Origin of the sequence: Paenibacillus sophorae (genome assembly GCF_018966525.1) — a bacterium.
GTDB lineage: Bacteria > Bacillota > Bacilli > Paenibacillales > Paenibacillaceae > Paenibacillus_AQ > Paenibacillus_AQ sophorae.
This window is the reverse complement of the sequence record NZ_CP076607.1, coordinates 631,581-655,424: the sequence shown is the minus strand read 5'-3', so window position 1 is coordinate 655,424 and position 23,844 is coordinate 631,581. Positions and strand designations below refer to the sequence as shown.

21 protein-coding genes are annotated in these 23,844 nt (G+C 53.0%); all 21 read left to right on the top strand.

Features of this window, described 5'->3' with window-relative positions; all coding sequences use genetic code 11:
* The first annotated feature begins 127 nt into the window (after positions 1-127).
* Positions 128-412, top strand: a complete 285-nt coding sequence (gene rpsF, locus KP014_RS03140) for a 30S ribosomal protein S6 (RefSeq protein WP_036598021.1) — start codon at positions 128-130, stop codon at positions 410-412.
* A 50-nt stretch (positions 413-462) separates the two neighbouring features.
* A complete protein-coding gene (gene ssb, locus KP014_RS03135) occupies positions 463-957 on the top strand; it encodes a single-stranded DNA-binding protein (RefSeq protein ID WP_036598023.1) in 495 nt (164 codons plus the stop codon).
* 21 nt (positions 958-978) lie between these two features.
* A complete protein-coding gene (rpsR, locus tag KP014_RS03130) occupies positions 979-1,251 on the top strand; it encodes a 30S ribosomal protein S18 (protein WP_025692516.1) in 273 nt (90 codons plus the stop codon).
* A 562-nt stretch (positions 1,252-1,813) separates the two neighbouring features.
* Positions 1,814-3,763, top strand: a complete 1,950-nt coding sequence (locus KP014_RS03125) for an endonuclease MutS2 (RefSeq protein WP_036598025.1) — start codon at positions 1,814-1,816, stop codon at positions 3,761-3,763.
* Positions 3,764-3,938: 175 nt separating this feature from the next.
* A complete protein-coding gene (gene opp4A, locus KP014_RS03120) occupies positions 3,939-5,675 on the top strand; it encodes an oligopeptide ABC transporter substrate-binding protein (RefSeq protein ID WP_036598027.1) in 1,737 nt (578 codons plus the stop codon).
* A 16-nt stretch (positions 5,676-5,691) separates the two neighbouring features.
* Positions 5,692-6,672, top strand: a complete 981-nt coding sequence (locus KP014_RS03115) for an ABC transporter permease (protein ID WP_036598029.1) — start codon at positions 5,692-5,694, stop codon at positions 6,670-6,672.
* Positions 6,669-7,541, top strand: a complete 873-nt coding sequence (locus tag KP014_RS03110) for an ABC transporter permease (RefSeq protein ID WP_090834538.1) — start codon at positions 6,669-6,671, stop codon at positions 7,539-7,541. Before KP014_RS03115 ends, KP014_RS03110 begins: the two co-directional genes overlap by 4 nt.
* A gap of 335 nt (positions 7,542-7,876) precedes the next feature.
* Positions 7,877-8,911: an LCP family protein gene (locus tag KP014_RS03105; protein WP_090834537.1), complete on the top strand. Its 1,035-nt coding sequence runs from the start codon at positions 7,877-7,879 to the stop codon at positions 8,909-8,911.
* A gap of 201 nt (positions 8,912-9,112) precedes the next feature.
* Complete coding sequence (locus KP014_RS03100) at positions 9,113-9,538, top strand: CBS domain-containing protein (protein ID WP_036598280.1); 426 nt, start codon at positions 9,113-9,115, stop codon at positions 9,536-9,538.
* Positions 9,539-9,729: 191 nt separating this feature from the next.
* Entirely contained in the window at positions 9,730-10,032 is a 303-nt protein-coding gene (locus tag KP014_RS03095) for a MazG-like family protein (RefSeq protein ID WP_175491928.1), read from the top strand.
* Between the two features lie 6 nt (positions 10,033-10,038).
* A complete protein-coding gene (locus KP014_RS03090; protein ID WP_036598285.1) occupies positions 10,039-10,956 on the top strand; it encodes a DUF2232 domain-containing protein in 918 nt (305 codons plus the stop codon).
* 11 nt (positions 10,957-10,967) lie between these two features.
* Entirely contained in the window at positions 10,968-12,974 is a 2,007-nt protein-coding gene (locus KP014_RS03085; RefSeq protein ID WP_036598282.1) for a DHH family phosphoesterase, read from the top strand.
* Complete coding sequence (gene rplI / locus KP014_RS03080; RefSeq protein ID WP_036598283.1) at positions 12,971-13,417, top strand: 50S ribosomal protein L9; 447 nt, start codon at positions 12,971-12,973, stop codon at positions 13,415-13,417. The genes KP014_RS03085 and rplI overlap by 4 nt, the downstream gene beginning before the upstream one ends.
* A gap of 1 nt (position 13,418) precedes the next feature.
* Complete coding sequence (gene dnaB, locus KP014_RS03075; RefSeq protein WP_090834536.1) at positions 13,419-14,780, top strand: replicative DNA helicase; 1,362 nt, start codon at positions 13,419-13,421, stop codon at positions 14,778-14,780.
* A gap of 214 nt (positions 14,781-14,994) precedes the next feature.
* Positions 14,995-16,281, top strand: coding sequence for an adenylosuccinate synthase (locus KP014_RS03070; RefSeq protein ID WP_036592624.1), 1,287 nt, complete (start codon positions 14,995-14,997; stop codon positions 16,279-16,281).
* 216 nt (positions 16,282-16,497) lie between these two features.
* On the top strand, positions 16,498-17,160 hold the full coding sequence (locus tag KP014_RS03065) for a hypothetical protein (RefSeq protein ID WP_036592625.1): 663 nt from the start codon (positions 16,498-16,500) through the stop codon (positions 17,158-17,160).
* Positions 17,161-17,517: 357 nt separating this feature from the next.
* On the top strand, positions 17,518-19,020 hold the full coding sequence (locus tag KP014_RS03060; protein ID WP_246590634.1) for a M23 family metallopeptidase: 1,503 nt from the start codon (positions 17,518-17,520) through the stop codon (positions 19,018-19,020).
* Positions 19,021-19,204: 184 nt separating this feature from the next.
* Positions 19,205-19,936, top strand: a complete 732-nt coding sequence (gene yycF, locus KP014_RS03055; protein ID WP_036592627.1) for a response regulator YycF — start codon at positions 19,205-19,207, stop codon at positions 19,934-19,936.
* Positions 19,936-21,765: a cell wall metabolism sensor histidine kinase WalK gene (gene walK, locus KP014_RS03050; RefSeq protein WP_036592628.1), complete on the top strand. Its 1,830-nt coding sequence runs from the start codon at positions 19,936-19,938 to the stop codon at positions 21,763-21,765. The genes yycF and walK overlap by 1 nt, the downstream gene beginning before the upstream one ends.
* Positions 21,762-23,054, top strand: coding sequence for a YycH family regulatory protein (locus KP014_RS03045; RefSeq protein ID WP_090834535.1), 1,293 nt, complete (start codon positions 21,762-21,764; stop codon positions 23,052-23,054). Before walK ends, KP014_RS03045 begins: the two co-directional genes overlap by 4 nt.
* Before the next feature lie 27 nt (positions 23,055-23,081).
* Positions 23,082-23,813 carry a two-component system regulatory protein YycI gene (gene yycI, locus KP014_RS03040; RefSeq protein WP_036592602.1) on the top strand — a complete coding sequence of 244 codons (732 nt, stop codon included), beginning with the start codon at positions 23,082-23,084 and terminating at the stop codon, positions 23,811-23,813.
* The last annotated feature ends 31 nt before the right edge of the window (positions 23,814-23,844 follow it).

The window sequence follows — 23,844 nt, the reverse complement described above, 5'->3', positions numbered from 1 at the left end:
GACAGGACAAAAAGGAATAGAGCTTGCATCGGGTCCGCAGATTTGGTATATTATTATAGTTCGAGTTTGTGCTCGATCCTTGCTCCTGACCCGATCAGGGGCCTTAGACCATAAGGAGGTGAAAGTTATGCGCAAATACGAAGTGATGTACATTATTCGTCCTGACATTGAACAAGAAGCCGTTCAAGCTGCAGTCGAAAAATTCCAAGGCATCATCTCCAACGGCGGGGAAATTACGAAGCACGATGTGCAAGGTAAGAAACGTCTTGCGTATGAGATCAAGAAATTCCGTGATGGCGTTTATGTTCTGGTTAACTTCAATGCAGAGCCTGCAGTAGTTTCCGAATTGGAACGTCTCATGAAAATTTCCGACGAAGTTATTCGTTATCTCATCACGAACGACGTTGCCTAAGAGCACGAAGTTCGCTTTGTAAGGAAATCGCTCCAAGGAGGGGACCAAAGATGTTGAACCGTGTCATACTGATCGGCCGATTGACCCGCGATCCTGAGCTGCGCTATACGCCTGCCGGCGTTGCCGTAACCCAGTTTACGCTTGCCGTAGACCGGCCTTTTACAAGCCAAGGCGGCGAACGTGAAGCGGATTTCATTCCGGTCGTAACCTGGAGACAGCTGGCGGAGACCTGTGCCAATTACTTGCGTAAAGGTCGGCTGACGGCGGTAGAGGGACGTATCCAAGTACGGAATTACGAGAATAACGAAGGCAAACGTGTATACGTAACCGAAGTTATTGCCGATAATGTCCGGTTCCTGGAATCTTCCCAGAGCCGTGAGGGCGGAAACGCATCCGGCGGGGGGAATATGCCCGAGCCACCTTCATACGGCGGCGGCGGACGCGGAAACAGCGGAAATAGCGGTTTCTCGCGCAACAATAATCAGGATCCCTTTTCGGGCGACGGTAAGCCGATTGATATATCGGACGATGATTTGCCATTTTAATACGGAAGGACTGAAGAGACAATGGCTTTTAAACAAAGAGAAGGCGGAGACAACGACAAAAGACCTCCACGCCGTGGTGGCCGCAACAAACGTCGTAAAGTATGTTTTTTCACTGTGAACAAAATTACTCACATTGATTATAAAGATACGGAACTGCTGAAGAAATTCATCAGTGAGCGCGGTAAAATTTTGCCTCGCCGTGTAACCGGCACGAGCGCAAAATACCAACGCGCCCTGACGATCGCAATCAAACGCTCGCGTCAAATTGCGCTTCTGCCTTACACTACTGAATAAGACAGGCCCAGAGACAGCCGGTAACCCGGCTGTCTTTTTTGCTGCCGTAAATCTTTAAAGGTGGAACAGGCACTGGCCAACGGCCGCAGCTGGCGGATTGACGCAGCCAACCAAATGTAGTAAATTTAAACCATCCTATAACGAAGGGGAAATTTTGATGTCGGTGAGCGTTCTTAACTAAGCAATTTCATATCACCTAAAAGGCAGAACGGCGGCTGTTATTGAGCCGCTGAACCGCATGCTTATTCAAGTGCGCCCAAAGCGCATGATAACATGTGTTCCTGATACAGCTCAGCTGTGCCGTGCCTATGGTGAATGATTTAGTTAAGAACACGCGACGCGTCAATGGCCTCTTTACGGCTGTTATCCCGTCTAAACAAACAAACCGTGCTCTTGGAGCACGGTTTGTTTGTTTACCTTGGGAAAGGGCTATAAGCCCGGACCAACGATAGGGACCAGTGTAAGGATTTGGGCAAGGAATGCCGCTGTGGCATTCTTTGCCCTTTTTTGCGTTACGGATCAATCAAGGACGAAGCACCAAATCCAAAGAGGAGGAAAAAACATGCATTTACAAAGCCGGCAAACGCTCGAATATAATCTGATCAAGGAAGAACTGGGACGGTATGCCGTCTCCTATGTCGGCAGGAATCTCATTGCGGAGCTAGCGCCGATGACTGAAATTACGGCGATTCACAGAGCGGTGGAAGAGACCGCAGAGGCGAAGGAATTAATAATGAGAGGATCTAGTGTGCCGATACCCTCATTGGAGGGGATCGAATGGGTAATGTCGCTGCTGGGAACGGGATATCTGTTCAATGAGCAGGATTTTACTTCCGTAGGCGTATTCCTGAACAGCTGCAACCAGCTGCGCAAGTATATGGCTTCCAAAGAAACAGCGCCGCGGATCGGTGCGTACGCATCTTCGCTGGCGGAACTGAAGACGGTCAAAGCGGAAATCGAACGATGTATCCGGTTCGGCGTAATTGACGACGGCGCAAGCAAGGGGCTGGAGAAGGTGCGCAAACGGCTGAGAGTAACCAAAGAACGACTGCTCAAGAAAATCGAGAGCGTGATGTCGCGCCACCAGTCCATTTTGCAGGAGAATCTATACAGCCTGCGGGGAGGACGTTATGTGATTCCGGTTAAGCGCGAGTATCATAAGCAGGTGAAGGGTTCGGTGCTCGATCAGTCCACAAGCGGACAGACGGTGTATGTTGAACCGGAGGAAGTAGCCGCTCTTCAAGGGGAACTGGAAATGCTGTCGGCCGAGGAAGCACGGGAGGAGGGCATGATCTTAAGCATGCTGACCGGGCTGATCGAACGGGAGCAGGATGCCCTGCGGCTGAATATCGAAATTACAGGTGTGTATGATTTTATTTTTGCCAAGGCGAAATATGCCGCTGCGATAGGGGCGGAAGCCGTAACCTTCAATGACCGGGGGGATATGCGGCTCTGCGGAGCCAGACATCCGATGCTTGCTGGGATGATTCCGATCCATGTGGAATTCGGGAGGGGTTATCGGTCGCTGGTAATCACCGGCCCGAATACAGGCGGAAAGACGGTTGTGCTGAAGACGGTGGGGCTGCTTGTACTGATGGCTCAGTCGGGGCTCTTGATTCCGGCGGACAAAGAGAGCCGGCTTCCCGTTTTTGCCGATGTAATGAGCGTGATCGGAGACGGGCAAAGCCTGGCGCAGTCACTGAGCACGTTCTCCGCACAGATGAAGGCGATCGACGAGATGCTGCGCGCCGCAGGACCGAATGTTCTGCTGCTGATTGATGAGCTGGCGGCGGGCACGGACCCGGGTGAGGGAATCGCTCTGTCGATCGCCATCTTAGAGGAGCTGAGCCGCAAAGGAGCCAATCTCATTGTCACGACACATTTTAATGAGTTAAAAGTATTTGCCTCGGCCGCCCCGCAGTTCCAAAATGCGCGAATGGAATTTGACTCGGTTACGCTTCGCCCGCTCTATAAGCTGACAATAGGGGAAGCGGGGCACAGCTATGCGCTGCAAATTGCCGAGAAGCTGGGGATCGACGCCAAAGTCATCGAACGCTCGCGTCAAATTGCCGGCGGTCAAATCCGGGAACAGCTGGGCGAACAAGAAATGCGGCTGGGGTATGGTAAAAAAGGAAGACAAGAAGAGATTGAAACGGCAGAAATGGTAGAAGGCAAGCGGCAGCATGCAGAGGAAGAGCTTAAGGATCGCCCGGCACAGCCGCATGCTTTTGAAGTCGGCGACGCGGTCTATGTCAGTTCGCTCGGCAGGACGGGAATCGTATACGAGAAACGGAATGCAAGAGGCATAGTAGGCGTCATGGTACAAAAGCATAAAATGCAGATCAACCATAAACGCCTGAAGCCCTATCTATCCAAAGATGAGCTGTACCCTGACGATTATGATCTGGATATTGTGCTGGAAACGAAAGAAGACCGGAAGAAACGGAAGTTGATGCGGCGCAAACATGTGGAAGGTTTAATGATCATCAAAGAAAAGGAGAGGAATGATTGAGAGTAACAAATAATATTGACGCAATTTATATTGCATTGTATGATGTTTAAAATTTTGTTGAAGAAAAAAATGGGTATATCCGTCTATAAATCTGATTTGAATTGACCGATGGTTTATTTATTGACCGCTGGATGAGAAAGCGTTCGCAGAAATTTTAGAAGAAGGGAAGGAATACATGAACAACCGATCTATAATTAGGGTCCTTGCTCTGCTGCTCTTCGTGGCGATGCTGTTATCGGCCTGCGGCGGGACGGGTGCTCCCGACAATCGCAGCGGGAATGAGCCTTCCTCGCTTGCAACGGGTAATGGAGGCGAACCGAGAGCGGGAGGAACGGTGACTTACGGTTTTCCTTCTCCGTTTAAGGGGTTGTTTGAACCGGCTTTTTATGAAGGAGAAGATGATCTCCGCGTTCTGGAGTTCATAACGGAACCGCTGTTTACGGTCAAGGATGATTTAACTACTGTTCCCGGTATTGCAAGCTGGCAGGAGTCAGCCGATCATAAAACATTCACTTTCAAAATAAAGCAGGGTGTGCACTGGCAGAACGGCGATGAACTGACGGTTGAGGACTGGAAGTTCGCGCTTGAGGTCATTGCCGCCCCGAACTATACCGGACCGCGCTATTACAGTGTAGAAATGATTGAAGGCGCCGATGCCTATCACACTGGAAAGGCGAAGCAAATATCAGGCATCCGGGTTATCGATCCCTATACCATGGAGCTTAAGGTAACGGCCGCGCGCGTCAACACGATTGATAACCTATGGGCTTATCCGATGAATAAGAGATATTTTGCAGGAGTAGCGGTAAAAGATATGCCGAATAGTGATCAGGTGCGCACAGCTCCCATCGGTATCGGGCCGTTCCAGGTTACGAACATCCAGCCGGGAGAATTTGTTGAAATGTCCCGCTTTGACAATTACTACAAAGGCAAACCGCTGCTGGACGGAGTGCTGTATAAGGTATTTGACGATAAGATGATTACGAGCCTGTTCGAGCAGGGTGTGATTGATATTGAGCAGGCGCCGCGGGATGCTTACGAAAATCTGAACAAGCTTGACAATATCACGCTGATGCAATCACCGGATTTGTCTTACGAGTATATAGGCTTTAAGTTCGGACATTGGGACGACAAGGCGCAGAAGATCGTTATGGATAACCCCAAGTTCAGCGATAAACGGCTGCGGCAGGCGATGTACTACGCTCTGGACCGCCAAGGGATTATAGACGGCTTCTCTTATGGGCTGGGGAAGCTGGCGGAAACGCCGATTTCCAGCGAAAGCTGGGCCAAAATTCCGGAAGACCAAATCAACCGGTACCCGTACGATCCCGAGAAGGCCAATGAGCTGCTGGATGAAGCGGGTTATAAGGATTTGGACGGGGACGGTTTGCGGGAAGATCCCAAGGGAGCGAAGCTCGTGATTCATTTCGACAGCATGGTTGGCGGTGTCAACGATGAGCCGCGCACCGAGGCAATGCTGCAGAACTGGAGAGATGTTGGTCTAGACGTCAGGCTGAACGGCGGAGCGCTGAAAGAAATGAACACCTTCTATACGATGGTGGAAGAGGATGATCCGTCGGTGGAGCTGTTTAACGGTGTCTGGGGATTATCCAATGATCCGGACCCTACCGGACTATGGAGGGAGAATGATCTGTGGAACTACCCGCGGTGGTCCTCCAAGGAGAATGAGCAATTGATCCGCGACGGGATAAGCCTGAAGGCATATGACCGCGATTACCGCAAGCAGGTGTATTACGACTGGCAGAAATTAATAAATGAAGAAGTGCCTATGATTTTCTTTGCGGAGCGCGAGACGATTACTGCGGTAAACAAACGGCTGCAGGGAGTGAAGATCAATGCGCTTAGCCCAATAATCGATCCTTATAAGTGGTGGATAAAAGACAGCGAATAGGGAGGCCATTGGCATAGTGCTGAAATTTGCGCTTCGCAGACTGGCGGGCACGGTGCCGCTGCTGCTGCTGATCTCCGTCTTGGTGTTCGCGCTGGCCAAGCAGATGCCGGGCGACGGTCTTGGCGGAGGACTGAATCCGGGCAATAAAGATCCCCGGTATATTACGGAAATGCGCAAGAAGCTGGGGTACGACGACCCCCTGGCCATTCAGTATATCCGCTGGCTTAAAGATGCAGCTGCAGGTAATTTCGGACAATCCTTCTTGTACAAAATGCCTGTCGGCGAACTCATCGGCCAGCGTCTGCCCGCAACTTTGCTGCTGACCGCACTCTCGCTTCTCATTACTTATGGAAGTTCTCTGGCTCTGGGAATGATCGCCGGACGCAATCCGGGAAGCCGGCTCGACCGCTTGATCCGGACGGCTGCTTATGTTACCTATGCGATTCCGACCTTTATTGCAGCCATCTTCGCTATTTATATATTTGCGGTTATGCTGCATTGGGTGCCTCTCGGCGGCACGGTATCGGTTGTAACTTCGAGAGGAATGTCATCGCTGGGAGACAGGGTCGTCCATGCCCTGCTGCCCGCGGCTGTGCTGGGACTGTTCAATACGGCGGCCTACACGCAGTTTTTGCGTAATGAAATCGTGGAGAACAGCGATAAAAATTATGTGCGCACGGCTGTGGCTAAAGGCATATCCAGGTCCTCGGTATATAATAGGCATATTCTGCGCAATTCGCTCATTCCGCTCGTTACCTTTCTGGGAATGGATATAGGAGGCCTTTTGGGAGGCTCGGTTGTCATCGAAAATCTGTTCGCCTATCCGGGTATCGGAACGCTGTTTGTGGCTGCGGTGTCCGGCAGGGATTACGCGGTAATGATGGCGATTACGCTAATGACGGGCTTCATGATCGTCGCCGGGAATGTTGTGGCGGATGTGTTGTACGGATGGCTCGATCCCCGCATACGCGCGGGTTACAATGGAGGAAGATCATGATGCACAAGAACGCGCCTGTAACGCTCATTGGCGCCGCCGCCCGAAAATTTGCCGCGAATCGGTTAGCTGCCATTTCGCTGCTGTTTCTTCTCGCTGTGTTGGCGCTGTGTCTGCTTGCTCCTTGGCTTACAGCTTACGACCCAGTGAAGATCAATCTGCGGGGCCTGAATGAAGGTCCGAGCGCCGAACATTGGCTTGGCACCGACAAGGGAGGGCGGGATATTATCTCCCGTCTGTTATTTGGGGGCCGGACGACGCTGTGGATCAGTCTGTGCGTGTCCGCAATCATAGCCGGTACGGGAACCGTGGTGGGGGTTCTGGCCGGCTATTTTGGCGGCTCGGCGGATTCGCTGCTGATGCGGATCACCGACGTTGTTCTGTCGTTTCCTTTTATAATTCTCATAATTGTTGTAAAAAGTATCTATCAAGGCGACGGCATCCCCTCGCTAATCTGGACGGTGGGGCTGCTGGGCTGGGGCGGATTCGCCCGGATCATCCGGGCAAAGACGCTGGCCGAGAAAGAAAATGAATATATGCTGGCCGCGAGCGCACTGGGAGCCGGGACGCTGCGGATATTGACGCGCCATCTGCTGCCAGGCCTGCTGAGTGTCTTTATTATGAATCTGATGTGGACGGCAGCGGCCATGATCGGGGTTGAAGCGAGCCTCAGCTTTCTGGGTTTCGGCGTACCCATCGGACAGCCAAGCTGGGGAAATATGCTGGCGGACGCGCTTTCTCCGGAAGTAATCAGGGAGCAGTGGTGGGTATGGCTTCCTGCAGGGCTGTTGATTACCGGAGTCATCCTTTCGATCAATTTTATCGGAGAAGGGGTAAAAGAAGCGTTCAGGGTTCAAGAGAGACATTTATGATTATTAAGATTTTGTGAAGAGTCGAATCAAAATGCCGTTACCTTCGTCTATATAGCTGTGGAAGACGGCGAAATAAATATATTTTTTACCAAGTATGTCGTTTTTTGTTGTTTCTTTTTAACTTCAGAGTGATTACAATAGAGTTTGTATTTGTATAAGCTGCCGTGGAAAGGAGGACCGCGCTGCAACAGCCAAGGGTCAAGCGCCGGTGAAGAGCCAGTCTGCCCGTAGACCGCAGGACCAAGTCATGACCGCTCCATCCATTTGTCCGGACGGCCATTCCAATATATAGCAAAGCTGTTAACTCTAATCTATTGTAAAAAAAGGAGTCAATTGTGAGAAAAAAGTGGAAAAAAAGATATATTGCCTTAATTGTACTTTTGGTCATTATCGCCGGAGGGTTTTTGTTCCGTAAGCCGCTGACCGTTCTGGCCTTCGATCTGTTCCTGTCGGACAGGGTAGAAAGTACGCTGGCACAGAAATCCTACCAGCCGCTGACGACGAATGAAGATAATTCCGTAAAGCCTGAACCGATAGCCTATAAGAGCGATCCTTTCTCTGTGATGCTTCTTGGCACCGACCAACGAAAGACGGAAACGGCCCGGTCCGATACGATGATCTACGCGGTGGTAAGGCCCGAGGATTACAAAGTGCTGCTTATTTCAATCCCCCGCGACACCTATACCGAAATTATCGGCCATGACGGGGACAAGAAGGACAAGATTACGCACGCATACGCTTTTGGCGGTCAGCAGATGGCGAAGGATACGCTGGAAGCACTGCTTGGGCATGATATTCAATACTATGCGACCATTAACTTTCAGGGCCTGAAGGATACCGTCGACGCCTTGGGCGGACTGCCGCTGCCGATTAAGAAGACAATCGAGAACAAAGGCAAGGACCATGAGAAATTTACGATTGTGGGCGGGAAGTCTCTTTATAACGGCGAGGAGTCGCTTAATTATGTCCGCTACCGTGAAGACAGCGACTTTAACCGCACGAAACGCCAGCAGGTATTCCTGGATGTGCTTGCGAACAAAATGCTGTCGCTTAACCAAATCGGCAATGTGACGGAGCTGCTGAACATACTGGGTGAAAATTTCAAGACCGACATGGAGCCTACGATGATTACCGACCTGGCCAAGAAGTTTCTGGGCGGCAAAGAGATGGACATTTCCAGCTTCACCGTTATGGGCGAGGGTACCCGCATTGACGGCGTTTATTATGATGTTGTAAACGAAGAGGATCTGAACGAAGCGAAGGCGATGATTGACAACTGGATGAATGCAGGAACGCCGGTTGATCAGTTGATCGAGCCGGGAAAAGCGGGCGACGCGCTGGAAGCCAAGGCGACATCGGCCGCCCACTAAGACGCTTCGGACCGCTATTTACTGTAAGAAAACGACAGCAGCAGCACTGGTAAGCAGTTACCGGCTGCTGCTTGTTGTTCCTATGGTATACTATTATTGGAACTGCGGATTCAGCCTATACGTATAAACAAAACGGACCCCTTAGGCCAAGACTGGGGAGAACCGTTATTCCTTGGGGACTTTTTGAGGAGGACCAAGAAGATGAATATTGCGTTTTTTTTGCTTCCGAAGCAGGAGGTGGCCTGCGTTACGCTGGATTCCACCCTGCGCCAGACGCTTGAGCGAATGGAGCATCACAGATACACCGCCATTCCGATCCTGAACAGGAATGGTGAGTACGCCGGTACAGTGACAGAAGGAGATCTGCTCTGGTACATGAAGGATTCGCACGGGAAGGTCACGTTCGACAATGCGTCGAAATTTTTGCTGAAGGATGTTCCGCTGCGGATGAACAACAAGCCGGTGTCCATAGAGGCGGATATGGAAGATCTGATTAATCTGGCCAAGGCTCAGAATTTTGTGCCGGTTGTTGACGACATGAACCGCTTCATTGGGATTGTCCGCCGCAGCCAAATTATCGAGTACTGCGAGAAGTATGTATCCCGTCAATCGTTGGAATCTTTGTAAGCGGGATCACCCCGGTACAAAAGATGCGATGGTATGGCCTGTATTCCGGCAAAAGGGAATGCGGGCCTTTTTAAATCACAGCGGCGGCAGGCAAAGGTGTTCCGGCTACGGGGGGGGCCGTGTTGCGAATGGGCATTTATGCTATAATGGAGAATAAAGCTTTTTCCCGGAGGTAGAGAGACGTGTCCAATATGCCGAAGGATTTGGATGTAGCCAAGCGTGCCAAGGTCATCGAATGGCTGAAGACCGAAGTCATAGACCAGGTTTCTAGGCTGTTTAAAGCACTGTGGGAAGGCAGTACCGCCCGTGTCAGCGACAGCTTGGCGAGTTTGATTATGAGCTCTTATATTCTGGGCCGCAGGCTTGGCATTTCGTACCGTGATTTGGACGAGGCGCTGCTGGAGAAGCTGAGAAAGCACCGGCAGGAAGGCCATCAGCTGGAAGATTGGTATCAGGATATATCTGCGTTAGAAGAACATATGCGTAAGAGGTGAACATTGTTGAAATATCGCTGGACATCCGTGGCCTGGAGTATTGCATACCTGCTCCTGCTGTTATCCCTGTCAACCCCTTTTCTCATCATCACGACACTGTTTATGATTATTCCGGCCGCCCTGCTGTTCACTACGCTGAATACAAGGCAGTTTATTTTAACGATTGTGCCCGTATGGCTTGTGCTGGGGCTGATCAGCCCGATTTATATACTGATAGCCGCATATCTGGTTGTTCCCGCGCTCGTAATGGGACGGCGATATAAGAAAAAAGCCACAGCCTCTTCGACGATACTTGCCGGCACGATTACCCTTCTCGGGGAATTTCTGCTCCTCCTCCTTCTGGGAAAGACTCTTTTTCAGTTCGATCTGTATAGTTATGTATACGATGTGCTGAATGAGATGCGGACGATGGCGCTGTCCCCGATGCAGGAATTCGGTATGGGGAGCTTTCTGGGAGGAAGTTCAGAGGACCTCAGCAACAACAGCCGCGCGTTCATTCAGGTGATTCCGATGGCGCTGATTATGTCTTCATTCGTAATTACTGTGATCACACACTCGATTGTCCGGCCGATTCTGAACAGCATGGGATATGCTGTACCCAAGCTGAAGCCTGCGCGAGATTGGAGAATTCCCAAATCGTTTATTTGGTACTATTTAATTGCTACAGTGATTCAACTGCTCTTTTTAAAATCGGATAACAGCTTTATGGTAATGATTACGGCCAACTTGGTTCCACTGCTGCGGGTTTGCTTTATAATCCAGACGATTGGTTTCTTCTTCTTTATCGCCCATGAACGGAATTGGAACAGGATTATTCCGGTTATACTGGCGGTAATGGCCATTATGCTGCCGCCGCTGTGGATTGTCGGGATTATTGACCTGGTGGTTCCGCTGCGGGAAATGCTGGCCAAATCGAAACGATAGGGTGAGAGCTCATGCCAAAATTTCTGCAAAGACGCTGGCACGGCTATCACACCGTCTGGGCGTTCTTGCTGCTGCTGGTCCTTATTATCATAGTCAGCGTTTATAACTGGGTCCTGGGTGTCGTCAGCCTATTTCTGGCCGGGACGTTGTGCTTCACAATGCTTAAGGCCGAAATATCGTTTCGGCGTAATCTTGTGGAATACATTAACGGCCTCTCTTTCCGCATCAAGCGGGTGGAAGGGGAAGCAATTGGAACGCTGCCGCTGGGCATCATTCTATACGGCGAGGACCGCTCGGTGGAGTGGAACAACCGCTATGCCGGGAGTGTTTTTGCGCGTAAATCGCTGGTGAACGAGCCGCTCCAGGAACTGCTGCCGGATTTGGTGCCCATCGCCGGCGGCGGGGCTCCTGCGAAACGGGAAGCGGGCAAGGAGGGAGTTCAGAAGGAACTCCGCGCGGAAATCAAGGTTGACGAACGCTATTACCAGGCTGTCGTTATCCCAAGTGAGAGGCTTCTGTATTTGTATGAAATCACCGAGCTGATTGATCTGCGGCAGCGGTACGAGGAGGAGAAGCTGGCTCTTGGCATTCTGCTGATGGATAACCTTGATGAGGCCGCGCAGGGAATGGACGATCAGCAGCGGACTTCGCTGATCGCCAAGGTAACGAGCGAAATTACCGAATGGGCTAAGCAGTTTGAGGTTTATCTGCGCCGCCTTTCCTCGGAGCGTTATATGATGCTGCTGAATTACCGCAGCCTGCAGGCGCTGGAAGAGAGCCGGTTCGTTATTCTGGACGAAGTTCGGGAAATGACGGCCGATCTGAAGGTACCGATGACGCTGAGCATCGGTCTGGCGTTCGGAGCGGAGTCGGCGAGCGAGCTCGGTGCTCTGGCTCAGTCGAGTCTGGATATGGCTCTCGGAAGAGGCGGTGATCAGGCGGCTGTTAAGGCGGGCCAGCGACTGTCATTCTACGGGGGCAAGACCAATGCGGCGGAGAAGCGCACACGGGTGCGGGCGCGCGTAATCGCTCATGCCCTGCGCGATTTGATTCAGGAAAGCGACCGGGTCATCATTATGGGACACCGCAATCCCGATATCGACGCCGTGGGAGCCTCTATCGGCCTGCTCCGTGCAGCTCAGATGTATAACGTGGAAGCCGATATCGTGCTCGAAGGGCCGAATCCGTCCATTACGCGCATGCTCGAGCAGCTCCGCAGAGACGAAGAGCTGTACAGCTCTTTCATCACGACAGAGCAGGCGCTGCAGATGATGACTGAGCATACGCTGCTGATCGTAGTCGATACGCACAAGGCTTCGATGACCATGGAGCCGCGGCTTGTTCAATACGCCAGCCGGATTGTCGTTGTCGATCATCACCGGCGGGGCGAGGAGTTCATTAACGAAGCGGTGCTTGTCTATTTGGAGCCGTATGCGTCTTCCACCTGCGAATTAGTGACGGAGCTGCTGCAATACATCCATGAGAAGGTCAAACTCAGCACACTGGAAGCGACGATGCTGCTCGCCGGTATTACTGTGGACACAAAGCATTTTGCCCTTCATACGGGGTCGCGGACATTCGAGGCTGCGGGCTTCTTGCGCCGGCTTGGGGCCGATACCATTCTAATTCAGCGGATGCTGAAGGAAGATTTACAGGAGTACATCTCGAAAGCGGAAATTATTAAGCACGCCCGCATGGTCTATGATCATATTGCGCTGGTGGTCACGGCGCCCGGAATGAAAATACCGCAGCTCCTGATCGCTCAGACGGCGGATACGCTGCTGGGAATGACGAATGTGCTCGCCTCCTTTGTCATCAGCGAGCGTCCGGACGGCCTGATTGGCATAAGCGCCCGTTCCCTTGGGCGGATGAATGTGCAGGTCGTCATGGAGAAGCTGGGCGGCGGTGGGCATTTGACTAATGCGGCCGTACAGCTTGAAGGAACAAGCAAGGAAGCAGAGGCCAGACTGCTGGAGGTGCTGGCGGAAATCGAAGCGAAAGAGGGTCTGTTCGAATGAAAGTTATATTCATTAAAGACGTTAAAGGTCAAGGCAAGAAGGGCCAAATTAAAGAGGTATCGGAAGGCTATGCCACTAACTTCCTGCTGCCGCGGGGCATGGCCCGTCCGGCAACCGAAGGGAATATGAAGACGCTGGAAAATCAGGCGGCTGCCGAGCAGCGCCGCAAGGAACAGGAGAAAGAGGAAGCGCAACAGCTTGGAGAGAAGCTGAGCGGTCTGGAACTTACGATGAAAGCGAAAGCGGGAGAGGGCGGCCGGCTGTTCGGCGCCATTACGAGCAAACAGATTGCCGAAGCGCTGGCGAAGGCTAACGGCATCACCATCGACAAGCGCAAAATCGAGCTGGATGAACCGATCCGCCATCTCGGTACAACGCAGGTTCATGTGAAGCTCCATACGGAAGTCAAGGCTGTGCTGAAGGTTCAGGTAACGGAGGAATAGTATGGGCGGAGATCTCTTTTTCGATCGGGTTCCCCCGCAGAATCTGGAAGCGGAGCAGGCGGTAATCGGCGCTATCCTGCTGCAGGATGAAGCGCTGATTACCGCCATGGAGCGGGTGAATACCGAAGATTTCTACGACAAGCCGCATCAAATGATCTTTGAGGCGATGATACAGCTCGGAGAAGAGAACCAGCCGATTGATTTGGTTACCCTGACGGCCAAGCTTCAGGATAAAGGAGAGCTTGAAGATATTGGCGGGGTCAGCTATCTAGCCAAGCTCGCGCACGCTGTTCCTACGGCGGCCAATGTAGATTATTACGCGCAGATCATTGAAGAGAAAGCGATGCTGCGCAGGCTGATCCGAACCGCGACACAGATCGTAAGCGAAGGCTACACCGGCGGCGAGGATGTCGCCGACATGCTAAGCGACGCCGAGCGGCGCATACTGGAAATCTCCAACCGGCGCAGCGGCAGCGGGTTCATCGCCATCCGTGACGTGTTGATGGAAGTGTTCGACCGGGTGGAGATGCTCCACCAGAATAAAGGCGGCACGTCCGGAATTCCTTCCGGCTTCGCCGATCTCGACCGGATGACCAACGGCTTCCAGCGTAATGACCTCATTATCGTCGCCGCCCGTCCGTCCGTAGGCAAGACGGCCTTTGCGTTGAACATCGCCCAGAATGTGGCGGTGCGCGCGCGAGAGACGGTAGCCATCTTCAGTCTCGAAATGTCGGCCGCCCAGCTTGTGCAGCGGATGATCTGCGCCGAAGCGAATCTGGATGCGAACATTATGCGTACCGGCGACTTCAAGAGCGATGATGACTGGTCGAAGCTGACGATGGGCATTGCCTCGCTTTCGGAATCCGAAATCTATATTGACGACACGCCGGGTGTAACCGTCGCCGATATCCGCGCTAAATGCCGGAGGCTCAAGAAAGAAAAAGGGCTGGGTATGATCGTGATCGACTACCTCCAGCTCATTCAGGGCCGCGGCAAGGGCGGAGAGAACCGCCAGCAAGAGGTATCGGATATTTCGCGGACGCTGAAGCAAATCGCGCGGGAGTTGGATGTGCCGGTAATCGCCCTGTCCCAGCTCAGCCGGGGCGTGGAGCAGCGTCAAGACAAGCGGCCGATGATGTCGGACCTTCGGGAATCGGGCTCGATCGAGCAGGACGCCGATATTGTCGCGTTCTTGTACCGGGATGATTACTATAATCAGGAGACCGAGAAGAAGAACATCATCGAGATTATTATCGCCAAACAGCGTAACGGTCCTGTCGGTACGGTGGAGCTTGTATTTCTGAAAAATTTCAACAAGTTCGTCAACTACGAGCGCGCTCACTCCGAACCATTTGCAGGCTAAGGATAATCATGACAATTTCCGAACGATTGTACATTTCTTAGTGCAATCGTTCGTTTTTGTTTGACTTTAAAAAAGACGGCTGGTACACTGATAATTGTGCTTTAGCGGAATAAACCGTCTAAAGCGTCCGTCAGGGCTGCGTACATAGCGGTAAAGTACAGAGCCCTATAAGAAAAATAATGGTGCTCAGAGCAGCACCTACGGAGGAATGAACATGTCAACGGTAGTCGTTGTGGGAACACAATGGGGAGACGAAGGCAAAGGCAAAATCACGGACTTTCTGGCAGAGAGCGCAGATGTGGTCGCCCGTTATCAAGGGGGCAACAATGCCGGCCACACGATTCTGATTGACGGCAAGAAATTCAAGCTCAGCCTGATTCCGTCGGGCGTCTTCTATAAAGAAAAGACTTGTGTCATCGGTAACGGCATGGTAATCAACCCGGCCGCCTTGATTGAAGAAATCAATTACATCCACGAGAACGGATTCGATACGGACAACCTGGTTATCAGCGACCGCGCCCATGTCATCATGCCTTATCACATGGTACTGGATGCGCTCGAGGAAGACCGCAAGGGGCCGAACAAAATCGGCACAACCCGTAAAGGAATCGGCCCGGCCTACATGGACAAAGCGGCTCGTAACGGCATTCGGATCGCCGATCTGATGGATGCGGAAGAATTCGAGCTCAAGCTGCGGCATTTGATGAATGAGAAGAATCAGGTCATCACTCAAGTGTACGGCGGAGAGCCGCTTGATGTGGAAGAGGCGCTGAAGCAGTATCTGGAATATGCGGAAGTGCTGCGCCGCTATGTAACGGACACTTCGGTGGTGCTGAATGACGCCATCGACACGGACAGCAAGGTGCTGTTCGAAGGCGCTCAAGGCGTTATGCTCGACATCGACCAAGGAACCTATCCGTTCGTAACGTCCTCCAATCCGTCCGCAGGCGGTGTCTGCATCGGCTCCGGCGTAGGGCCTTCGAAGATTAAGCAGGTCATCGGGGTGGCCAAATCGTATACGACGCGTGTCGGCGACGGTCCGTTCCCGACCGAACTGAACGATGAGATCGGCGATTTGATCCGCGAGACCGGCCATGAATACGGCACCGTTACCGGACGTCCGCGCCGGGTCGGCTGGTTCGACAGCGTCGTTGTCCGCCATGCCCGCCGTGTCAGCGGCCTGACCGGGCTGTCCCTGAACTCGCTGGACGTGCTGAGCGGCCTGAAGACGGTTAAGATTTGCACCGGCTATAAATACCGCGGGGAAGTTATTTCCCACTACCCTGCAAGCCTGAAGATGCTGGCTGAATGCGAAGCGGTCTACGAAGAGATGCCGGGCTGGGACGAGGATATCACCTCAGCCAAGACGCTGGACGATTTGCCGGAGAACACGCGCAAGTACGTGGAGCGCGTATCCGAGCTGACCGGTATTCCGATTGCGATCTTCTCAGTCGGACGCAACCGCGACCAGACAAACCAAGTTCTGCCGATTTACGAATAATAGGCGATATATCCCATATATTGTACGTATTTAAGAACCGCAGAGAGCCTGTAATGGCTGTCTGCGGTTCTTTCTGCGTGTGCCCATTTCCCGCTTGGTGGCCCATTTGTCACGGCACAACTTCCCCAAATAAGCGTCCGGACGTTTCCCGGAGCCCATATTAGTCAATAATGGAAAAAGAGCAAGCGGACGCATTGATTCAAGGGAGAGATGGGAATGAAATTTGTTAAACGTGCGCTGGGCATATGCCTGATCGTGGTGCTGGCCAGCAGTCTGTCCATACTGACAACAGGCGTTATCGTAAATGCGTATGTTCAATCGGTAATGTCAGGGCTCGGCCTGAAAGTGGATACGCCGACTCCGGGCTTCGGTGGAATGCTGAGCAGCCTTATGGGCACAAGCGGTAAGCCAACCTCTAAAGACACGGTGAAAGACGATGATAGCTCTGCGGCAGCCGATAGCTCAAAGGTGAAGGAGCCGTCCGGTGCGGGCGGCAACAGCGAGACCGTTCCTGCGGCGACGGCTGGCACCGGAGGAGACACTGAGGAAGACAAGGCGCCGGACAACGCGCTGCCCGTCATGGGTGCGGCATCAACCGAGGAGCAGAGCGGGAGCGCGCAGGATCAGCAGCTGGTCGTGACTCCGGAAGCGATGAAGGATTTGAAGGACAATTTACCGTCCGAGGAAAAAGTCAGTGTGTTCAACATTCTGATGAACAAGGTTCCTCAGGATGAGATGCAGAAAATATCCGCAGCCATGGAGGACGGGTTGACGGAGCAGGAAGTCACGGAGGTTCAGTCGATTATTTCCAAGTACGTAACGCAGGAGGAATACGACAAGCTGATGAAGATACTGACTTCCGGCACGGGCGGACAATAAGCGCGCATAACAACTGCATAATTCGGGAAAAAGGGCTGCCCAACGCCTCTGCAGACGGTGAGGGATGGCCTTTTTGCATGGAACCGCCATTAGGAGGCCGGCACTGCTGCTTCATCTTGAAGCTAAAGTTGAAATTTTTCCGCAGGCTGTGGTAAAGTAAACAGGGACCGAAATTGGTTAATTTTTTGTAACCTTTTGCCATATCAATCCAATAAAATTTTCAGTTCGTACGCAGGATACATTCCATCGGCAAAATATAGATTAGGCGGTCTTACCAAAGTTCCGGCTGCACGGCGATACTACAAAGGACAGACTGAAAGGGAGAGTTTTGTGAAAGGATTGAAGTTGATACGCGGGTTGAAGAAGCAGCAAGGTCAAGCTTCCATGCCTGTGGCTGAGCGGAATGATGCCGGGGAAGGCATGATGTCCGCTCCAATAATTACAAGATCGCGGCGGCGCCTGCTTCTGACATGGCTCGCGGCATCCGCTGGCGTTGCGCTGCTGACGGTCTCGTTCATCGGGGCGCATAAGTATTACGTGGAAGCGAATACGGAGGTCTATTACCGGGTTCTACTGCATGGCAAGGAAATCGGGACGCTTTCCGACAAGGAGCATCTGAAGGCTTTGTTTGAGGAGAAGCGCCAGGAGTATCAGAATAAATACCCGAACGAGGTAATGGTTCTGCAAACGGACGGCATCGCCACCGAGGCGGCCAGCGGCTATAAGCCGGTGATCGACAACGAGGGAACGCTGGATAAGCTGGATGGTCTGCTTAAAGCGTACGCCGTAGGCGTTCAACTGGTCGTGGATGGTAAAGCCGTCGGTATCGTTAAAGACCAGGAAACGGCCGGGGCTGTGCTTCAGGGAGTAAAAGCCTACTACATATCCGGGGAGAAGGAAGCATCCGGTGTTCCGCAATTGACCAAGACGGCGGCGTCATCGGCCTCAGCTTCCTCTGGAGACAAGGTAGAGTCAGCGGATATACGCGAACAAATATCCATCGAGCCGGTAAAGGCCGACCCGAACAAGGTGCTGGATGTGCAGGAGGCAGTCAAGCTGCTTACCGAAGGTGTGGAGGCGCCGCTCGTATATACGGTGCATGAAGGAGACACGATCTCCAGTATTGCCAGCCGATATGAAATTACGCAGCAGGAAATTTTCCAGAACAACCGGGACGTAAAGGAACTGACGCTGCAGATCGGAGACGAGCTTAAGCTGACGGTGCCGCAGCCGCCGGTTACCGTAGTAACGACGGAGAAGGCGACTGAGCAAATCGTGACGGAACCCGAAGTGATTGTGCGCACCAGTGATCTTCTGCCCAAAGGCAAATCGAAGGTGGTACGCCCGGGCCAGACGGGGCTGAAGGAAATGGAGTACCGTCTGACCAAGGAGAACGGGGAGGTCGTCAAGGAAGAATGGCTCGGCCAGACGGTTCTCAATGCTCCGCTGCCTGAGGTCGTATACAGCGGCACCAAAGTGGCTTATGAAGCTTCCGGATCATTCGCCTGGCCGGTTAGCGGTGCAATCATTTCCAGCAGCTTCGGCGAACGCTGGGGACGGCTGCATAAAGGGGTGGATCTCGTATCCGGCAACCGGACGATTATGGCTGCGGACGCTGGAACGGTAACTTTTGCCGGAGTACAAAACGGTTACGGTAATGTTGTCATTATCGACCACGGCAACGGATATGAAACGTACTATGGCCATTTAAGCAAAATCTCCGTTTCCGTCGGCCAGAAGCTGGAGCAGGGCTCCGCGATCGGAATCATGGGCAATACCGGGCGATCCACAGGCACTCATTTGCATTTTGAAATCCGCAAGAGCGGCACAGCCATGAATCCGCTCAAATATTTGCAATAATTAATCATGACTCATACAGGCCGCTCGGGTAATTCCCGGACGGCTTCATTATTATAGGAAAAAGTATCCATTTTTGCCGCTTGAGGGCCTGCCTGCGTACTTCGTAGGATGTGGCGCGCGGACAGGTATGCTAAAATAATATTACGAAGTTTACAAGTGAGATAGAAGGGTGAAACGGTGGATTATGGGGATGGGAACGATTTTGGTAGTGGACGATGAACAGCCTATTGCCGATATTTTAAAGTTCAATTTGGAAAAAGAAGGGTATGAGGTCGTTTGCGCTTTTGACGGTATAAGCGCCGTGGACCTGGCCTTGTCCAAACGGCCCGATCTCATGCTGCTTGATCTCATGCTGCCCGGCAAGGACGGTATGGATGTATGCCGCGAGGTGCGGTCCGCCCATCTGGATATTCCAATCATCATGCTGACCGCCAAAGATGGGGAAATCGACAAGGTGCTGGGCCTTGAGCTTGGGGCGGACGATTATGTAACCAAGCCGTTCAGCACCCGCGAGCTGCTTGCCCGGGTCAAAGCGCAGATGCGGCGCCAGCACAAGCCGGCTCCAGCCGAGACGCAGAGCGACCCGGATGAAGGCAAGCAAGGCGTTCACCATTTCGATTTGTTTATAGATACCGACATGTATACGGTCTACAAGGGCGGGGAACCGCTCGATCTGACGCACCGCGAGTACGAACTGCTCTATTATATGGTCCGCAATGCCGGGAAGGTCATGACAAGGGAGCATTTGCTCCAGGCGGTATGGGGATTTGAATATTTCGGAGACGTGCGGACGGTCGATGTGACGATCCGGCGGCTAAGAGAGAAAATCGAAGAGAATCCGAGCAAGCCGGAGTATATATTTACCCGGCGCGGTCTTGGATATTTGATGCACAGTCCCAAAAACGGAGGATTGTGATGAAGGCCATGTCCTTTTTCCGGACAATTCAGGCGAAGCTGATTATTATTTACGTGCTGCTGATTCTGATCGCGATGCAGCTGATCGGCGTATATTTTGTGAGTTCGATGAAGACTTCGCTGACCGATAACTTCACGAAGGATTTGAAGGCACGGGCGGAAATGCTGTCTATTCTGACGGCCGATAAATTCAGCAGCGAAGCTGGCGGAACGAGCGAAGACTCATCGGTGGACAGCCTGCGCGGCATGGTCAACAATCTGTACATCAGCGGCGCGGAAATTCAGGTGCTTGATGCGAGCGGCAAAATCATCACCACCTCGGTGCCGTCGCAGAGCGACTATGTCGGGCGGCGCAATACACAGACAGTGGTCAGCCGCGCGCTGCAGGGCATCAGCGACAACGAAGAGTATATTATCGGTGACGATAATGTGCGGAAGAAGGTCGTGGCCAAGCCGGTATGGTCGGGCGGGAAGGTTGTTGGCGCCATCTACATCGCGGCCGATATGAAGGATCTGTATGCGACCATGGGCCGGATCAACAGCGTATTCATCTCCGGACTTCTCATCGCGCTGGCCCTGACTGCGGTGCTCGGCGTCATCCTTGCCCATACGATTACGCAGCCGATCAAGGAGATGACGCGGCACGCCACGGCGGTGGCCGAAGGAAGCTTCGACCGGAAAATGCCGATCTTCGGCAATGATGAAATCGGGCAGCTGAGCAAAGCTTTTAATTATATGACCGGAAGGCTGCGGGACGCGCTGTCCCAGAACGAGGAAGAGAAGGAGAAGCTCGCCTCCATTCTGACGAATATGAGCGACGGCGTAGTGGCGACGGATGAAGCCGGCCGCGTCATTCTGATGAACCGCAGGGCATCGCTGATGCTTGGGGCGGAGGAACCGCTGCCCAGGGGGCTTGCGCTGGACGGGCTGCTCGGCCTGGAGGGCGACCAGATTCTTGCGTTGTCCGGCGGTACAGCACAGTCCACGATGCTGAGGCTTAAATCTTCCGAAGAGGAGGATCCGAACATCGTGCGGGTAACGTTCACGCCGATTCACCGCCGCGAGGGCGGAATCGCCGGAACGATCGCGGTGCTGCAGGACGTCACCGAGCAGGAGAACCTGGAAGCGTCACGCCGCGAATTCGTGGCAAATGTATCGCATGAGCTGCGCACGCCGCTGACGACCATCAAGAGCTATGCGGAAGCGCTGGATGACGGCGCGATGGAAGATCCGCAGCTGGCCGGCCGTTTTGTCGGCGTAATCCGCAGCGAGACGGAGCGGATGATCCGGCTCGTTACCGATCTGCTGCATCTGTCGCGGCTGGACTCCAGAGAAGCGCAGCTGCGGTATCAGGAGACCGACATTGCCGAGATGCTGGAGGATGTAGCCGACCGCTTCTCCTTCCAAATCCGGCAGAAGCGGATTTCTATCCGCACCATCGTCCGCCGGGACATCTCGACGGCTTGGCTCGACAGGGATCAGATCGACCAGGTGCTCGGCAATCTGGTGTCCAATGCCCTGAAATATACGTCGGAGGGTGGAAGCATCGAGATCGAGGCGGGACGCAATTCCGAAGGAATGCTGGAGATTTCCGTCCGTGATTCCGGGATCGGTATTCCGAAGAAGGATATTGAGCGCATTTTCGAGCGCTTTTACCGGGTGGACAAGGCGCGTTCGCGGAATATGGGCGGAACCGGACTCGGACTTTCCATTGCCCGGGAAATTGTAAAGGCGCATGGTGGCGCTATATCGCTGCAATCTGAACTGAACAAAGGCTCTAAGGTTACCTTTACGCTGCCTCTGGAGAAGCAAAGGAGGGATGGAGCGTGAAGGAACGGATCAAGTCCTGGATTCTGGCGCTGCTCGTCCTGGGCAGCCTGGTGGAGAGTTATTATTTGATCTATCGTCTGCCGGGCAGCGATTCAGCGGTTTTCTCGGAGAATTTATATGTGAAGACAGACAATATGGGCCCTGAGGGAAAAGTTGAGAATTTGCTATTTCCTGATAAAATGATCATTCATCTGGGAAACAACAAACACACGCTGTTTTACCCAAGTTCGACCTTCTACAATCTGATTCTCACCCGGTTAAAGGGACGAAGCTTCGAGAGCTTCCAGCGCCGCTCCGTCCAGAGTTTCAACTGGGACAAGATCCGCAGCGAGAATCCCGGAATTGAGCTGTCGTTTCGTTCGGGCATTCCCGTAGCGCTGCTGCAGCGGGTGATGCAGCTATCCCCCGATTCTCTGTTCGCCGGAGAGAGCGTCGACCGGATCTGGATATACAGCGGGAAGAACGATTCGAAGGCGCATGCCGTTTTCTTCAGTACAAGGGGAGACATCGTGTATGAAGCGGCCAAAGCAGATCTTACCGTGCAGGATGTACAGCAGCATGTTGATTTCGGTAAATCCTGGACGCCTTACACAACGTCAAACGGCAGTTACTATGTTCCGGAGAGCAATCTGTCGCTCATGGCGGCAGAGCTGCCCTCCAAGCTGTATACGGTTGAGCAAATGCAGAGCAGCCTGTTCTTCGATAGCGGGAGCACCCGGTATATTCGGGAAAAGGACGGTTCTGAAATCTATACCGACAGCAAGCGCAGCCTCCAAGTGGATCAGGAACATAACTGGATGAGCTACAGCGATCCTACGGCGCTGCCGGCGGGCGAGAGCACCAATGCCAAGGATGTGCTGGAGGCGGTTGATTTTGTCAATCAACATGGAGGATGGAACGGGACGTACAAGCTGGAAGCGGCGGAGGAGAGCGATCAGGACCGGCTTGTTTCCTTCCAGCAGTACTATGGCTCCTATCCATACGGGGCGTACCCGGTTCTGGATCAGCCGAAGCTGCATTACGGGCTTATCGGTTTGCGGCTGCAGCAGGGAACGGTCACGGCCTACGAACGGTCATTGATGTACAGCGAGGATGATAAAGGTTCGAAAAAGATCGTGGAGCTTCCCGGAGGGGATACTCTGCGGCGGCAGCTCGCGGGGATCAGCCAATCTGTGGCGATTCGCGACCTGTACCCGGTCTATTTGCCGGTGGTCAAAGGAGACAAACTCGAGCTGACCCCCGTCTGGAGGGTCGACTTTAGTGACGGAAGCTCGCTTACGCTGAAGTAATACTACATGGTTATAAGGAGGAAGGGCATGGACTGGGGTAGAGCAAAAAATGTGCTGATCTATTCATTTCTGCTGCTGAATCTGCTGCTGTGCTACCAGCTGTGGATGGACCTGCGGGAGCAGGTCAGCGCCAATCTTGACTTCACCTCGCTTTCCGGCTCAACTCAGCAAATCATGGAGCAGAAGGATATCCGCATTCTGTGCCCCATTCCGGCGGCAACGCCAGAGCTTCCCGATATTACGTACCGCTATTCGGCCGGTGAGGGGGATGGAACGGTTCAGCTTACCCGGCCGGTTGACAGCAAACTGATTTTTTCCTTCATTGAGCTGAGCAGGGAGTTGGAGAGCCAGATCCCCGATATCGGAAGTTACCGGTTCGATCCTTTGGAAAGCGAGGTCGGCAAATTCGTACTGCATCCTTTGGTCGACGGGAAATGGCCTCTGTTCAGCGTAAGGCTGGAGCTGGTCTACAGCAATCAGAGAATCGTCGCCTACCGCCGGCCGCAGATTGATATCGGGGAAGGCGGAAAAGGTGACGCGCAGAAGGTGCTGCCGGCATCGAAGGCGCTGGGCAGTCTGATCGAGAAGTTCTTCCCACAGGGAGCGGCGGTGAAGGAAATCGAACTGGGCTATTACGGTGAACTGTTTAATTCCGAGAGCCAGGTGGCGGCGCCGATGTGGCGGTTTGTGCTGGAGGACGGAAAGTCTTATTACGTCAATGGCATCAGCGCCGACATTATCAGTCCCAAGACACCTTAGTGAAGTAACGGATTACGAAAAGAGGAGCAGG

What these genes read in the sequence shown, in the direction of transcription:
- rpsF (WP_036598021.1), top strand. Translation starts at nt 128, where the DNA reads ATGCGCAAATACGAAGTGATGTACATTATTCGTCCTGACATTGAACAA.
- ssb (WP_036598023.1), top strand. Translation starts at nt 463, where the DNA reads ATGTTGAACCGTGTCATACTGATCGGCCGATTGACCCGCGATCCTGAG.
- rpsR (WP_025692516.1), top strand. Translation starts at nt 979, where the DNA reads ATGGCTTTTAAACAAAGAGAAGGCGGAGACAACGACAAAAGACCTCCA.
- KP014_RS03125 (WP_036598025.1), top strand. Translation starts at nt 1,814, where the DNA reads ATGCATTTACAAAGCCGGCAAACGCTCGAATATAATCTGATCAAGGAA.
- opp4A (WP_036598027.1), top strand. Translation starts at nt 3,939, where the DNA reads ATGAACAACCGATCTATAATTAGGGTCCTTGCTCTGCTGCTCTTCGTG.
- KP014_RS03110 (WP_090834538.1), top strand. Translation starts at nt 6,669, where the DNA reads ATGATGCACAAGAACGCGCCTGTAACGCTCATTGGCGCCGCCGCCCGA.
- KP014_RS03100 (WP_036598280.1), top strand. Translation starts at nt 9,113, where the DNA reads ATGAATATTGCGTTTTTTTTGCTTCCGAAGCAGGAGGTGGCCTGCGTT.
- KP014_RS03095 (WP_175491928.1), top strand. Translation starts at nt 9,730, where the DNA reads ATGCCGAAGGATTTGGATGTAGCCAAGCGTGCCAAGGTCATCGAATGG.
- KP014_RS03085 (WP_036598282.1), top strand. Translation starts at nt 10,968, where the DNA reads ATGCCAAAATTTCTGCAAAGACGCTGGCACGGCTATCACACCGTCTGG.
- rplI (WP_036598283.1), top strand. Translation starts at nt 12,971, where the DNA reads ATGAAAGTTATATTCATTAAAGACGTTAAAGGTCAAGGCAAGAAGGGC.
- dnaB (WP_090834536.1), top strand. Translation starts at nt 13,419, where the DNA reads ATGGGCGGAGATCTCTTTTTCGATCGGGTTCCCCCGCAGAATCTGGAA.
- KP014_RS03070 (WP_036592624.1), top strand. Translation starts at nt 14,995, where the DNA reads ATGTCAACGGTAGTCGTTGTGGGAACACAATGGGGAGACGAAGGCAAA.
- KP014_RS03065 (WP_036592625.1), top strand. Translation starts at nt 16,498, where the DNA reads ATGAAATTTGTTAAACGTGCGCTGGGCATATGCCTGATCGTGGTGCTG.
- yycF (WP_036592627.1), top strand. Translation starts at nt 19,205, where the DNA reads ATGGGGATGGGAACGATTTTGGTAGTGGACGATGAACAGCCTATTGCC.
- walK (WP_036592628.1), top strand. Translation starts at nt 19,936, where the DNA reads ATGAAGGCCATGTCCTTTTTCCGGACAATTCAGGCGAAGCTGATTATT.
- yycI (WP_036592602.1), top strand. Translation starts at nt 23,082, where the DNA reads ATGGACTGGGGTAGAGCAAAAAATGTGCTGATCTATTCATTTCTGCTG.